Genomic DNA, 14,529 nt, shown 5'->3' with positions numbered 1-14,529 from the left:
CTGAAATACAATCTACAAGGCAGGTTATCAAAACCTGCTTTTTTTATGCATAAAAACCCTGTTCACCTTCGTGGACAAACAACAAATAAATGTGTAGCTGCGGTTTCAACCGCTGAGTTCTTGTCGGTTTGTCTCTATTAAACCTATGCCCAAGTGTGATATATGAGTTTTTAAGGCGATGAAATCCAATATTTAATTCATAAATTGCTCAAGCTTCGGTAGCCTAGCTCATATAAATCTTATCAACAAATACCCGTAAATTCTCTGAGCGCTAAAAAAAACTTTCTACTGGTTTTCTCGGATTACAGCTAACCCACCTGTGGAATACGATTGAGCGGATAATCATAGTCTTTTAATAAATTCATCCGCCTTTCAATATACAAAAAAGTATCCGCAGGGGTAAAACGATGATTGTAGATAGAGATAAATCGCTAAACCAGCATAACCAACTAGCAACGCAGTGTAGTTTAGCCGATTCACAATCTCATACAAACCCCTGTCATTCTCACTTTATAGCTACTACACAGACCAGCGTTAATTGTAACGATATAACCATAGAAAAATGCATCCTTGAACTTGAAAAAGCTAACAAGCAATTGCAAGCCGAAAATATCGATTTGCGACGCGCTGAGAAAGAAGTCCTTTTTTTACAAAGGATGACACAAGCAATTAGTGAAGCTATAGATTTTCATTCAGCATTAGGAATTGCTTTACGCAAGGTGTGCGAATTCACAGGTTGGAAATTTGGTGAAGCATGGATTCCTAAAACAAATATTAACGTTTTAGAATACAGCCCTGCTTGGTATGGTGTTAGCCCAGAATTAGAAAAATTTAGAACATTAAGTGAAAAATTTGCTTTTTCCCTAGGAGTTGGTATCCCAGGGCGTGTTTGGGAATCAAAGCATCCTGAGTGGATTCAAGATGTCTCTAGTACATCAGCGGAAATTTGTCAGCGCCATCAAGTTGTCAAAGAAGTTGGATTTAAAGCGGGAGTTGGTATTCCCATTATTAATCGCAACGAAGTTTTGGCTGTCCTTGTTTTTTTTATGTTTGAAGCTTACGAAGAGGATCGGCGATTAGTTGAAATAATTTCAACCGTCGCTATTCAATTAGGTTCTTTGATTCAACATAAACAAGCAGAAGAAGCATTACGTTCTAGTGTGGCGACAAACCGCGCATTAATCAATGCACTACCAGATCTCCTGCTACGAATCAACAAAGAAGGTTACTTCGTTAACTTCAAAGCTGCAAAAAATGAAAGTTTGATAATACCTGACAACAATTTTGTAGGAAAACATTTGTGTGAAGTTCTTTCTTCAGAAATTGCTTTACCCGCGATGGCTTGTATTGAACAAGCATTAGCAACTGGAGAAATTCAAATCTTTGAATCGCAAGCTTATGTAGACAACCTATTACGCTACTACGAATTTAGAATTGTTGTAAGTGCAGAAAATGAGGTCATGGCAATTGTTCGTGACATAACTGAAACTAAGCTTTTTTTAGAGTTACTGCAACAACAAGAACGCCAGCTAAAGGCAATTTTAAATAATATTCCTGGTAGCGCTTGGCTCAAAGACAGTGAAAGTAGATATATTGCTGTTAACGAACCTTTACTAAGATTATTTAACAAAAAGTTAGAAGACGTTATCGGTAGAACAGATTATGATTTGTTTCCTGCTGATTTGGCTCAAAAATGTATCGATGACGATCGCGAAGTTTTAGCAACAGGTCAAAGAAAATATTTTGAAGAATTTTCGCTTGCTTCAGACGGTAGTGAAGTTTGGTTTGAAACAATCAAAACACCAATTTATAACGAAAATAATGAAATTATCGGCACAACAGGAATTGCTTACGATATCACAGAGCGTAAACGAATTGAGCGCGATACATTTAACGCCTTAAAAAAAGAAAGAGAACTTAGTGAACTCAAATCACGCTTTGTGACCATGACATCACACGAGTTTCGTACTCCATTAGCAACGATTTTATCTTCAGCCGAATTACTTGAATATTATAGTCATAAATGGAGTGATGAGAAAAAGCTTAATCATCTCTATAAAATTCAATCTGCTGTTAATCATATGACGAGTTTGTTGAATGATGTTTTATTAATTGGTAAAGCCGAAGCCGGTAAACTAGAGTTTAATCCTCAGCCGTTTGATCTCATTATTTTCTGTTCTAGTTTAGTAGAAGAACTACAAATTAGTACGACAAAACATCAAATCATTTTTCAAGCTCAAGAGCAAAGGCTTTTATTACGCTTAGATGAGAAATTGTTGAGACATATCTTAACGAATCTATTATCAAATGCTATTAAATATTCTCCCCAAGGTGGTGTTATTCATTTTGATTTAATTCCTCGAACAGATGAAGTAATTTTTGTGATTCAAGATGAAGGAATTGGAATTCCAAAATCAGAACAAGAGCAGTTATTTAATTCTTTTCATCGAGCGAGTAATGTAGGTATCATTTCAGGGACTGGGTTAGGATTAGCTATTGTTAAAAAATCTGTCGATTTACATCGAGGTAAAATCGTTGTAGATAGTGAAGTGAATGTTGGAACAACTTTTACAGTAACAATACCATTAAATAATTAAGGATAAGTTCAATGAAAAAGATTTTAGTTATTGAAGATGAACCGGATGTTAGAGCTAATATTATTGAGTTACTTGAAGCAGAAGAGTTTCATGTTGTTGCTGCGGAAAATGGCTTTTTTGGTGCATTGTGGGCACAAGAATATTTACCTGATTTAATTATTTGTGATGTAAGAATGCCCGAATTGAATGGTTATGACGTGCTAACAGCATTACGTCAAGATGCCGCAACGGCAACAATTCCCTTTATTTTTTTAACAGCAAATGCGGATCGTTCTGATATGCGGCGAGGGATGGAATTAGGCGCAGATGATTATTTAACTAAGCCGTTTTCACGGACAGAATTATTAAATGCGATCGCCTCTCGATTTGCAAAACAAGAAGTAGTGATGCAGCAGTATAATAATGAGCGCGAACGCGCTGATTCTTTGAAACAAAAAGTTCAAGAGTTAGAAAATTATGCTAGTGCTAAAGCTAGTATTGTGCCAAAATTGAATATAGCAATGTCTATAGTTAAGAATTTGCCTCCAGGTTTGCAACGTGATCGCTGTTTAGAAATTTTGCGACAAGTTTGTAACGAAGAGATCAAAACTCTGAATAATACACCTGCTTTACAAAAACTTTTACCTGCTGAAAGCATTACTTTCCTCCGGCAATTTAATTTGGTGTTCAAGCAATAAAAATTTGTTAATCTAGAACAACACGAATCAATAGTTTTGCTTCAGGTTATCGGCACTTCATAGTTTAATGAAGTGCCTTTTGTATATATAGCAATGAGGTATTTATTAATAACTACGTTGTCTAACAACATGAACAAGGCAGAAGTATACTCGCTAGAGAAATTTTCCGAATTGCCATAAATAGCGAGAATTTAACTGCTCCTATTATAGTTGGCAAGGCGAGTATCAAAAAAAATATTCTTCGTACACAAATTGTCTGTTTTCTGCCTTTGTATTCGCTAAATTTGCTCCACTGTACCTTTTAAACCCCGATTGTTGAGTAACTGCAAAACTTCGTTAGCATTCACGCGATCGCCAAAGGCTCCCACCTGCATAAAGACTCTACCATTCGAGAACGTCCGAAAAGCTCCAGGAACAAGTGATCGCACCATATCTTGCTTACTCTTACTTTCCGCTTCGACGATGACTCGATAGCGCAAACCCAAAGCCGATTCGCGCGTTGGGGGAAGTGGTGGAGTACCAGGCGCTGGTGTGGTTGTCGGTAAGTTTATTTTCGGTAGGTTACGCGCGTTTCCGAGTGGAATATTACCACTAGGTACAGGAAGTAAATCAGCTTCGGTAATTTGTGCAGATTGCAGCACAGGAACATTAATTGCCCCAGGATTAGGGTTTGATGGTGGTGGTACGATAGTTGCAGAAGTTGTCGGCGGTGGTACAGGAATGACAATTGCCGTATCTGAACCTGTTGCGGGAGGTGATGGAAGAGATCTGGCGCGAGAATTGTTGGTATTTGCTGGTGGTACAGGAATCGCGATCGCTTCGGGCGCTACACTCCGCGTCATCGTATTCGCAGGCGTTGTCGATCTGACGGGTGCCGTTGTTGGTGGTTTTACTGCTATATTTGCGGGTACTGCTTGCGGTATTGCAGCTAATACCTTACCGGATAAATCAAGATTGCCAACTGTACGCGCGTCAGCAGCTAAAGTATTACCAAACGCCGGAATCGTCTGACGCGCTGCCTTAGTGTTAATGTCGTAACGTCCATTTTGGCGAAAGATATTGCCCCCTGGTTGTGCAGAAGTGCCTAAATCAGGTAAGCTGGCGGCGATCGCTACGACACCATCTTCGATATTACCTTCAATTGTATTACTTCTGAGGATTGGTTGTGCTTGCGCTTGTATCACCACACCCGCACGGTTTTGCGTGATGCGATTGCCAATTAACAGTGGTGCAGCTTTTTGCGAAACATTGATGCCAAATCCTGTTTTTTCAAAGATATTTTCGCGAACTTCGGGTCGAGAAATTCCGTAGATGGTAATTCCGTTTGCCCCGTTTTGCAGAAAATAATTGTTGCGAATTAATGGTTTACTATCCCCCGTTACAGAAATCCCATCGTGGGTACTGCCAGTAAATGTATTATCAGTAATCCTGGGACTACTCGACTCGATCCACAAACCGTAACCGCGTGGATTAGAATTAGTCACCGTGACACCCGTCAGCGTCGCTTGGTTGGCTCCCAAAATTGTCACATTTTGCCGCGCAAAAGTCGGACTGAGGAAAACGCCACCGCCTTGAATAACAATGTCACTTCCACGCGTTTGCGGATCGCCTTGAATTGCTACACCCGATTTTAGCTGGAGTGGGAACGTTTCCCCAGTTTCAGCACTATATGTCCCTTTTGCCAGCATAATTACGCTATTTACAGAAGCGACTTTTAATGCTTGGGTAATCGTTTTAAATGGGGCGCGATCGCTACCGTTGGCTTGCGCAGCATTTTCTACATTGGGGTTAACAAATAATACTTTCGCTGAGGCTATCTGATTGGCGCGCGCATCTTTTAGATATAGCGGTGGCGCTTCTGAAGTCAAACCAGTATCGCTCAAACCAAGCACAATACTTGATAGTCCAAGTGCGATCGCATACAAGCTGGGATGCGAAATTTTCGTTATGCTCAAAATAAAAGAAGCAAGGTCAAAATAGGTATCAGGGCGGGTTAAATTCACGGCACTCCTCCGCATCACTTTGGGAACATCAAAGCCAAGGGTGATGACAACGGCAATCTCGACGTTGATCTATGCTGCTTCTTATACAGCCTCCGTCGCAGAAAATCAATGGCATTAAACACTTTTTTTTGCAAATCAGTTAAATCATACTCAAGTTGCTGAAATATGAATGCTGGCTGGTACGATGAAAACAATAATGGGTTTGTTCCAATGGTCGAATCACATAACCAAAGAGGACAAGTACAACCAGCCGTTTGCCGCATCTTGGACGCTAATCTAGACCGCGCCCGTGAAGGACTGCGCATCATCGAAGAATGGTGTCGCTTTGGTTTAAATAATGCCCAGTTTAGCGGAGAATGCAAACAACTACGGCAAGAACTCGCAACTTGGCACAGCCCAGAATTACGCGCAGCGCGAGATACTCTTGGCGATCCTGGTACGCAACTGACACATCCACAAGAACAACAACGTGCTGACCTCAAATCACTCCTCCAAGCAAATTTCTGTCGTGTGGAAGAAGCTTTACGCGTTCTAGAAGAATACGGTAAACTTTATCACCCGCAGATGGGCAGTGTATTTAAGCAAATGCGATATCGCGTTTACACGCTCGAAAGTCGCTTACTTGGTTACGAACGTCAACAGCGATTGTTGCGATCGCAGTTATATCTTGTAACTTCTCCCACAAAAGATTTGTTGTCGGTGGTAGAAGCGGCGTTGGCGGGGGGACTGACTCTCGTACAATACAGAGATAAAAATGCTAGCGATGGCGAACGGTTGTCGTACGCTCAGCAATTGTGTCAGCTTTGTCACCAGTACGGTGCATTATTTCTCGTCAATGATCGCGTAGACATTGCGTTAGCGGTAGACGCGGATGGCGTGCATCTTGGACAGCAAGATATGCCGATCAACGCTGCACGACAGCTGTTAGGACCGCATAAAATCATTGGTAGCTCAACGACAAACCCAGAAGAAATGCAACGCGCGATTCAAGGCGGTGCTGATTATATCGGTGTGGGACCAGTTTATGAAACACCCACTAAAGTCGGTAAGCCAGCCGCCGGATTAGAATACGTGCGCTACGCCGCCCAACATAGCCCGATTCCGTGGTTTGCGATCGGTGGCATCGACGTGAATAACATTAATGATGTCATCTTGGCAGGTGCGGAACGCGTCGCAGTTGTGCGGGCGCTGATGGAAGCGGAACAACCTACCCTAGTCACGCAATATTTCTTATCGCAATTTACTCGCGTCCACATCCAAAGCAAATCAGAATTGTCTCAATCTTATGTCCGAGCAAATCACCCTGGAAGTTAATGGCGAAACGCGTCAGTGCGCAGCGCTTTCTCAAATTCCAGATGTCCTACACCAACTCGGCTACAATCCGCGTTTAGTTGCAGTCGAATACAACGGCGAAATCCTCCACCGTCAGTATTGGTCAGAAACTTATGTAAAACAAGGCGATCGCCTAGAAGTCGTCACAATTGTTGGTGGCGGGTAGACAATAGAGAAGTGAGTGGCTAGTGATGAGTGGTGAGTTATCTCAAACACTATTCTTCCCCTGCTTCCAAAAGGTACGGTATTCATATCCGGTAATCCACCCTCAGGTTACTGCTATAGGTAGAGCAGAAACGATAAATTAAGGATGTAGCTTGTATAGATAGATATCGCGAAAGAGAACACTCTGTTCTACTTTGCTGATGATGTCTCAGGCTATCGGCGGGTGTTATTGAATAAACATAAAATATCCTCATAGGATATAGCAAAGCCGATATTGTCTTTTAGGCACATACTATGCTCAAGAAACTGCTCTCAGCCATGAAACCGCTCGTGAAACCCCTATTTCTCTTTGGGCTTGTTGCAGCCTTAGCATTGGGTCACTCTGATGCAGCCTTGGCGGCGCGTAGTGGAGGTCGCATCGGCGGCGGTTCATTTAATCGACCAGCGCCCAGCCGTCCTTATACTCCTCCTGGTGGTGGCGGAGGATACTATGCTCCTTACCCTGGTGGTGGATTTGGTTTCCCCTTTGTCTTCCCCTTCTTTGGAATCGGCGGTTTTGGTAGTCTATTTTCTATTTTGATATTCTTTGCGATCGCAAACTTCGTTCTCCAATCTTTCCGTCGTGTTGGTAGCGGAGATTCAGCAGGCTACGATACTGGATATAGCAGCAATCCCAATGTCTCGATTATCGAATTACAAGTCGGATTGCTAGCGCAAGCACGCGGATTGCAAGAAGACCTAAACCGCATTGCAGAAACTGCTGATACAAATTCTCCCGAAGGTCGGGCAGCAGTTTTACAAGAAGCAAGCTTGGCATTACTACGCCATCCAGAATACTGGGCGTATGCGGGTAGCAAAAATGGTCAAGCACGTTTAAACGCAGCCGAAGCTGAATTCAACCGTTTATCGCTTGCTGAACGCAGTAAGTTTTCTGAAGAAACACTGACTAACGTTAACAATCAACTTAGAGGTACGAACCCAAGAGGAGTTCTACCAGGTTCAGACCTTGATAATCCTACTCGTCTGATTACCGAAGGTCCTGGAGAATATATTGTTGTAACGCTGTTAGCAGCAACATTAGGAAACTTCCAGATTCCACAAATCAACAGCGCAGAGGATCTACGTCAAGCACTACGCGTCATTGGTGCGATTCCTAGCGATCGCCTGCTGGCAATTGAAGTGCTGTGGACTCCTCAAGTAGCGGGTGATACCTTAAGTTCTGACGACCTATTAGCAAAATATGCTGATCTGAAGATGGTCTAGATTTTGTTACGACAATGATTGACTAAATACACTGGGGACTCTATGAGTCCCTTTTTTAGTTGTATTAGACATCTGGCATAGATGCGAGTGCAAATCAATTCGCCGCTCAATAAACAAAGCCCGCCTGCGTAAGCTGACTGATAAGTCAAGCGTGGCTGAGTTGCTGAATAGAGTATGATTTGCCCCCTTAGCCCACACTAGTTCAACGCCATTTACTTCAACCGAGGGAAACAAAGTTGAAGTCTCCCACGTGTGGGGAGCCACTGCGCCCTTGGAGGTGTCCTCATTGAGTGCAAGTGGCGTGGATTTAGGGAGCCTAGACACGCTGAAGTCAATTTAGAGACTCGACATGACTTCTTCAGCTGCTGCTAATGTTCTGTCAATATCTTCTTCGGTATGCGCTACAGACGTAAATCCTGCCTCAAACTGAGATGGTGCTAAGTAAATTCCATGTTCGAGCATTCCTCGGTGGAAACGGCTGAATTTGTCTAAATCCGAGTGTTTCGCATCTTCGTAATTGTGAACTGGCCCAGCAGTGAAGAATAAGCCGAACATACCGCTAATTTGACCGCCACAGGCTGCGTGACCTGTTTTCTTAGCAATTTCTAATAAGCCATCGCTCAGTTTTTTGGTAATTTTGTCCAAATACTGATATGTGCCAGGTTTCTGCAAAAGTTCGAGGGTTTTGATTCCCGCAGTCATTGCTAGAGGATTACCCGATAACGTCCCAGCTTGATAGACAGGTCCATCTGGTGCAATCATCGACATAATCTCTTGGCGACCGCCGTAGGCTCCTACAGGTAAACCACCACCGATAATTTTACCCAGAGTCGTTAAATCAGGCGTCACATTAAACCTTTCCTGTGCGCCACCGTAGGCGATCCGAAATCCGGTCATCACTTCATCAAAGACGAGTAATGCGCCATACTCGTGGGTCAGTTCGCGCAAACCTTCAAGAAACCCTGCATCTGGAGTAATAAAACCAGCATTACCAACAACCGGCTCTAAAATAACGCCAGCAATTTCGTCAGGGGTTTCCGCAAATAAGGCTTTAACAGCTTCTAAGTCATTGTAAGGTGCGGTTAAAGTATTGCTAGTCGTTGACTTGGGAACTCCTGGAGAATCGGGTAAACCTAAAGTGGCAACTCCAGAGCCAGCTTTGACCAAAAACATATCAGCATGACCGTGGTAGCAGCCTTCAAACTTAATCACTTTGTCGCGTCCGGTAAAAGCTCGCATTAAGCGCAGTACCGCCATACAAGCTTCAGTACCTGAGTTAACAAATCTGACCATTTCAATGCTGGGAACCGCATCAATCACCATTTCGGCGAGGACGTTTTCTAGTACACAGGGCGCGCCGAAACTTGTGCCTTTTTCCAACGCTTCATGCAGCGCTGCGATCACCTCTGGATGCGCATGACCGCAAATCGCAGGTCCCCAAGTGCCTACATAGTCAATGTATTGGTTGCCATCAACATCCCAAATATAAGCCCCTTTAACGTGGTCAAAGACAATTGGCTGTCCTCCGACGGATTTAAAGGCTCGTACTGGAGAACTGACACCACCAGGCATCAAATTTTGTGCAGCTGCAAAAATTTCTTCTGATTTTGTTGTTTTAATCGTGGTCTTAACCAAGATTCTCTCCTTAATGAGATGTCTAAACGTCTATCTTTGGACGGTGGTACGTATTATTTGAAAGTCCTATCGTATCAAGTATTCCCGTCCGGAACTCCGGAAAATAAAACTATGTTATATAAAACAAATCAAGATTTACCTTTAGAAATCCGTGCGAGTTTTTCTGAAAGTACCCAGGATTTGTACCGCGCTGCCTACAATTGTGCAATTCATTGGTATGGCGATACAGCTAAAGCACATAAAGTTGCATTAAGTGCTGTCAGAATGCACTCGGCAAGAACTACGAGTGTACTTGTGTAATCTTGGGTTAGCTATGCTACTGACTCTAGCTAACGCGATCGCAAATCACCTTCTCACTTCATCACCCAACTGATCCCTACATTAAATGATATCTTGAACGGGTAGGTGTTGCCTGGCAAAATAATTTTTATGTCTGTGGATCGAGAGATAATCAATCAAGCTATCCCTATTGAAAAAATTCGCTACGATGACCGAGGTTTAGTTCCCGCGATTGTTCAAGATTATTTGGATGGCACAATCTTGATGATGGCTTGGATGAATCGCGAATCGTTGCAAAAAACGCTGGAAACTAAAGAAACCTGGTTTTGGAGTCGTTCACGTGCCGAGTTATGGCACAAAGGCGCGACTTCAGGACATATTCAGAAAGTGCGATCGCTACGCTATGACTGTGATAGCGATGCCTTACTCATTAGTGTTGAACAAATCGGTGATGTGGCGTGTCACACCGGCGAACGCAGTTGTTTCCACCGCGTTGATGGGCAGGTTGTACCTCCTCCCGCGGACACTCTCTCACAGCTTTTTGCGGTCATTTGCGATCGCCGCGATTATCCTACAGAAGATTCTTACACTTGCAAGCTCTTGAATAGCGGAGATAACAAAATCTTGAAAAAGCTAGGTGAGGAAACTGCTGAAGTTGTGATGGCTTGTAAAGATGATGACAGTAGCGCGATCGCTTCTGAAGTCGCTGACTTGCTTTATCACACGCTTGTCGCCTTAGCACATCACAAAGTTGAACTCAAAGACGTTTATCGCAAACTGCAAGAACGCCGTCGTTAATTTCATTGTCGGGGTGTAAGTTATCTTGACTGTGTGATATAATTTGTTTATCTCATGATGGAAATATAAGCTTTTTCAAAAAATTAAAATAGATTTTTATTATAAAGCAAATCATATCAGAAATTTTGACTGTTGTCTAGATAGACTGCTAAAACAATTTTCTCTTAGAGCCTTTATATACGAGTTGGTTGAGGTAGTGCAGAATTGCGATTGTCAGGAAAACACTAGCAGCCAAACCGAGCCAATAACTGTAGACAAAAACACGCGATTGATCTAAAGCCCAGCCGCCCAAAGGGGGACCGATGAAATAGCCAACAGCCCAGCAGAGGGAACTTATTGAAAAGTAAACTCCGCGTTGAGATTCAGGCGCGAGTTCTGTCACTAAAGCAGCGGCAGAGGGAGTATAAGAAATGATCGCTAGACCAAAGATACCCATTGCAGCGATCGCCCAGAAGAGTTGATTTACAGGAGTGATGCCAGTAAACCAAACACAGCTAAAAGCCACTGCCCAAATCAAAGCAGAAACAATGAGCGCATGAGGATGGGTAAAGCGTTTTAAAACACGCGCGATGGGTAATTGGAACAAAATAGCAACTGCCATGTGCCAAGCGAATAAAGCACTGAGGGTTGATTCGGTGAATCCTTGAGTTAAAGAATTAGAAGATACAAAATTTCGTAAATACAGCGGTAACGTGCTGTGGAGTTGCGACGTATAAGTCGTGAAAATAATATTTACCAGAACGTAAACCAAAAGACGGCGATCACTAAGTGCAATAGCCCAATTACTTTTTGCGGATAAATCAGATGCATTCGCTAGAGGTTGGTAAGTTTCTTTGATAGCTAAGTAAATGACGACAAAGAACACCATAAACGAAGTTGCATCGATCAAAAATAGCGCGCGGTATGCCCCAGTTGTACTCACTAGCGCACCACCAAAGACAATTCCCGTCCCTAATCCAAGATTGTCTGCGAGTCGCGTTAAGGCATAAGCTTCGCGGCGATTTGCAGGTGTTGTTAAATCAGCAACAACCGCTTCGGTTGCAGGCCAATACAATCCTTGTCCAAGACCCGAAAGTAAGTTACCAAGAATTAAAATTGGGAAAGTGACCGTACTTGCCAAGACCAAAGACGCGATCGCTGCAACTGCTGCAGAAAGCAGTAAAGTATAGCGACGTCCCCACTTTGGCGAATCAGACAACGATCCACCTAAAATTCGTCCAAAAATCCCTGAAATCGAAGCACTACCTAAGGCAAAACCTACCGCAGTTGCCGAAAAGCCTACCCGATTTACAAAAAAAATCGGGGCGTAGAATAGTGTAAACCCTGTACCAACTTCGGATAAAAAACGACCAAAACCCAGAATCCAGACTTGTGGATTGAGTTGTGGCAACCACGAGGATAACTGTCGCTGGAAAAACTTCATTGCAATTAATAAAAGGAGCAATCAATAGCAATTCTCCTTTCGTTTACAGTTATGGAGCATCTCCAAAAGTAAAGATATCTATAGCAGCCCTGCTATATTGTCATAAGCTAATCGCGATGTACCTTTATTTTTAAAAAAGTAGAAGCTGTGTTACCATTTTTATTCGTGACCGACTTAGATAACACGCTTGTAGGCGATGACCAAGCGTTAGCAACACTTAATCATAAACTGAGTCAGCACCGCCAGGAATACGGCACAAAAATTGTCTATGCTACAGGGCGATCGCCAGAACTATATCGCCTATTGGCAACGGAAAAATCCCTGCTCAAACCTGATGCGTTGATTTGTTCGGTGGGAACCGAAATCTATCTTGACGGTAGTGACACTGCTGATTCTGGATGGAGTGCAAAAATTGCGCAAGGTTGGAATCGCGATTTAATTGTGGCGACAAGCGCGCATTTTGCCGACTTGGTTGCGCAACCTGATTCGGAACAGCGTCCGTTTAAAGTGAGTTTTTTCTTAACAAAGAAAGCTGCGGGTGAGGTTATTCCGCAGTTAGAGTTGTTGTTGCAACACCAAGGGTTAGATGTCAAGCTCATCTACAGCACTGGTCAAGATTTAGATATTTTGCCGCGCAATAGTGATAAAGGACTCGCTGTGCAATTTCTGCGTCAACAATGGGAAATCGCACCAGAACAAACTGTTGTATGTGGCGACTCTGGCAATGATATTGCTTTGTTTTCCAGCGGACAAGAACGCGGAGTAGTTGTGGGAAATGCGAGTACAGAACTTTTAGAATGGCATTCTGCTAACCCTAGCGATCGCCTTTATCTCGCGCAAGCTGCGTGTGCAGGTGGTATCTTAGAAGGCTTACATTATTTTGGGTTTTTGGGATGATTAGTTATCTCAAAGGTATCGTTGCCAGTGTCGATAAAAGTAATAGCAATCGTGTCATTCTGACTTTGGATGTCAATCAAGTAGGCTACGATTTACAAATTCCGGCGCGCTTTGCGCAAGAATTACCCGCAATTGGGGAAACAGTACAAGTTTTTACGCATCTGCAAATACGCGAAGAACAGCCGTTGCTTTATGGTTTTAGTTCAGCCGCGCAGCGTGACTTATTTCGCCAGTTGATGAGTGTGAGTGGAATTGGCGCTCAACTAGCGATCGCGTTATTAGATACGCTAGATTTACCCGACTTAGTGCAAGCAATTGTTAGTGGAAACACACAGTTACTGATTCAAGCCCCAGGCGTTGGTGGGAGAACAGCAGAACGCATCTCCTTAGAGTTGAAAAAGAAACTTGCTGATTGGCGCACAACTGCTGGAATTGTTGCTGTCATATCGGGTGGTCCACCACCAGCAATTCTCGAAGACGTGCAAATGACGCTACTCGCACTAGGATACACGGCAAGTGAAGTGTCGCAAGCAATTACTACGGTTAGTGAAAGTGCGATTTTGCAGCAAAACGCCAATGCGGAAGAGTGGATTCGTCAGGCGATCGCGCATTTAAGCTCGTAGATTGTCAGCCTTTCGATAGACAGTTTCTTGTACAGGGGAATTTGTTCATCTAGCCGCGAATTCATTCGCCAGGCTTATCACTCATCAATAGACCTCTTGCACGAATTAATGTAAGCATGAAAAAATACAGGTCAAAAAGCTACGAACAGATAAAAGACCTGCCACCACCAGCATTTAGGAGTTGCTGAAATTTAATGATTTAAGCGGGAAGAGGAATGGTTTTGAATCTCAACAAGTAGTGTAGTAGCAGACGAACTGAGAGTTCAAGCATCTCAACCGACTTAGAGTAACAAAATGTTTTGCGGTAAACGTGCAAGGTAATGTCGTAGCCGACTATTCTCATTCTCAACCCGTGTCATGTAAGTTTTACTAACCAGATGGTTACTAGGGTCAACGAAACGCGGGTAAACCTTGTAGCCGTCAGTGACGTACCAGAAACTTGCCCAGTTCTGAACTTGCTGCCACAATATCTCACCTGAGCTAAGCTGGCAGCAACTTCTCGAATCCAATGCATCACGGTAGTATGGTGAATTTCTGTTACCCGTTCGATGGCTCTCAACCGCATCCCGTTCAAGTACATCTTCAGACACAGTTGCTTCACTGCATCTGGGTACTTTCAATCCTTGTAAGATTCTAAAAACTACCGACCACAGGTCTCGCTTCGATAACACTGTGCTCCTCAACGACGACCGTTTTTCTGCACAGTTGTGCTGTTGCAATTTGGACAATTCATAGTTCCATTTTACAACATTTATCATTCGCTATTCAGCAACGCCGCTATAGACGTTGCTGAAAGTTTAATGAAGAATGTTGTAAAATGAAAGAATGAAATGTCCA

General features: G+C 43.1%; 12 protein-coding genes and 1 pseudogene. 9 read left to right on the top strand and 4 right to left on the bottom strand.

What is annotated here, in order from left to right:
* The first annotated feature begins 656 nt into the window (after positions 1-656).
* Entirely contained in the window at positions 657-2,597 is a 1,941-nt protein-coding gene (locus tag NIES1031_RS00065; protein ID WP_218596606.1) for a PAS domain-containing protein, read from the top strand.
* 11 nt (positions 2,598-2,608) lie between these two features.
* A complete protein-coding gene (locus NIES1031_RS00060) occupies positions 2,609-3,274 on the top strand; it encodes a response regulator transcription factor (protein ID WP_073547544.1) in 666 nt (221 codons plus the stop codon).
* 278 nt (positions 3,275-3,552) lie between these two features.
* Here NIES1031_RS00060 and NIES1031_RS00055 read toward each other — a convergent pair whose 3' ends face one another.
* Positions 3,553-5,277, bottom strand: a complete 1,725-nt coding sequence (locus NIES1031_RS00055) for a DUF1565 domain-containing protein (RefSeq protein ID WP_073547543.1) — start codon at positions 5,275-5,277, stop codon at positions 3,553-3,555.
* A 210-nt stretch (positions 5,278-5,487) separates the two neighbouring features.
* Between NIES1031_RS00055 and NIES1031_RS00050 the strand changes: the two genes are divergently transcribed.
* From NIES1031_RS00050 to NIES1031_RS00040, 3 genes are all read left to right on the top strand, one after another.
* Positions 5,488-6,591, top strand: a complete 1,104-nt coding sequence (locus NIES1031_RS00050) for a thiamine phosphate synthase (RefSeq protein ID WP_236738679.1) — start codon at positions 5,488-5,490, stop codon at positions 6,589-6,591.
* The gene (thiS, locus tag NIES1031_RS00045; RefSeq protein ID WP_073547541.1) at positions 6,563-6,775 is read left to right on the top strand and encodes a sulfur carrier protein ThiS; all 213 of its coding nucleotides are present in this window, start codon (positions 6,563-6,565) and stop codon (positions 6,773-6,775) included. The genes NIES1031_RS00050 and thiS overlap by 29 nt, the downstream gene beginning before the upstream one ends.
* A gap of 293 nt (positions 6,776-7,068) precedes the next feature.
* The gene (locus NIES1031_RS00040) at positions 7,069-8,037 is read left to right on the top strand and encodes a DUF1517 domain-containing protein (protein ID WP_073547540.1); all 969 of its coding nucleotides are present in this window, start codon (positions 7,069-7,071) and stop codon (positions 8,035-8,037) included.
* Positions 8,038-8,373: 336 nt separating this feature from the next.
* Here the strand turns inward: NIES1031_RS00040 and hemL are convergent, their stop codons facing one another.
* Positions 8,374-9,672 (bottom strand): glutamate-1-semialdehyde 2,1-aminomutase, encoded by a 1,299-nt coding sequence (hemL, locus tag NIES1031_RS00035; RefSeq protein WP_073547539.1) that lies wholly within the window; start codon positions 9,670-9,672, stop codon positions 8,374-8,376.
* Positions 9,673-9,783: 111 nt separating this feature from the next.
* Here hemL and NIES1031_RS00030 point away from each other — a divergent pair, with 111 nt between their 5' ends.
* A complete protein-coding gene (locus NIES1031_RS00030; protein WP_073547538.1) occupies positions 9,784-9,972 on the top strand; it encodes a ChaB family protein in 189 nt (62 codons plus the stop codon).
* A 129-nt stretch (positions 9,973-10,101) separates the two neighbouring features.
* Complete coding sequence (hisIE, locus tag NIES1031_RS00025; RefSeq protein WP_073547537.1) at positions 10,102-10,749, top strand: bifunctional phosphoribosyl-AMP cyclohydrolase/phosphoribosyl-ATP diphosphatase HisIE; 648 nt, start codon at positions 10,102-10,104, stop codon at positions 10,747-10,749.
* A gap of 148 nt (positions 10,750-10,897) precedes the next feature.
* Here hisIE and NIES1031_RS00020 read toward each other — a convergent pair whose 3' ends face one another.
* The gene (locus tag NIES1031_RS00020; protein WP_073547536.1) at positions 10,898-12,172 is read right to left on the bottom strand and encodes an MDR family MFS transporter; all 1,275 of its coding nucleotides are present in this window, start codon (positions 12,170-12,172) and stop codon (positions 10,898-10,900) included.
* A gap of 165 nt (positions 12,173-12,337) precedes the next feature.
* Here NIES1031_RS00020 and NIES1031_RS00015 point away from each other — a divergent pair, with 165 nt between their 5' ends.
* Together NIES1031_RS00015 and ruvA are read left to right on the top strand one after the other, a co-directional pair.
* A complete protein-coding gene (locus tag NIES1031_RS00015) occupies positions 12,338-13,069 on the top strand; it encodes a sucrose-phosphate phosphatase (protein WP_330219927.1) in 732 nt (243 codons plus the stop codon).
* Positions 13,066-13,692, top strand: a complete 627-nt coding sequence (gene ruvA / locus NIES1031_RS00010) for a Holliday junction branch migration protein RuvA (RefSeq protein ID WP_073547534.1) — start codon at positions 13,066-13,068, stop codon at positions 13,690-13,692. The genes NIES1031_RS00015 and ruvA overlap by 4 nt, the downstream gene beginning before the upstream one ends.
* A gap of 199 nt (positions 13,693-13,891) precedes the next feature.
* On the opposite strand, the pseudogene NIES1031_RS00005 reads toward ruvA, so the two are convergent.
* Positions 13,892-14,425: pseudogene (locus NIES1031_RS00005) on the bottom strand (IS1 family transposase).
* Positions 14,426-14,529 lie beyond the last annotated feature (104 nt).

This window comes from Chroogloeocystis siderophila 5.2 s.c.1, assembly GCF_001904655.1.
Lineage (GTDB): Bacteria > Cyanobacteriota > Cyanobacteriia > Cyanobacteriales > Chroococcidiopsidaceae > Chroogloeocystis > Chroogloeocystis siderophila.
The sequence above is the reverse complement of the archived record's forward strand: the minus strand, read 5'-3'. Positions and strand labels throughout refer to the sequence as shown.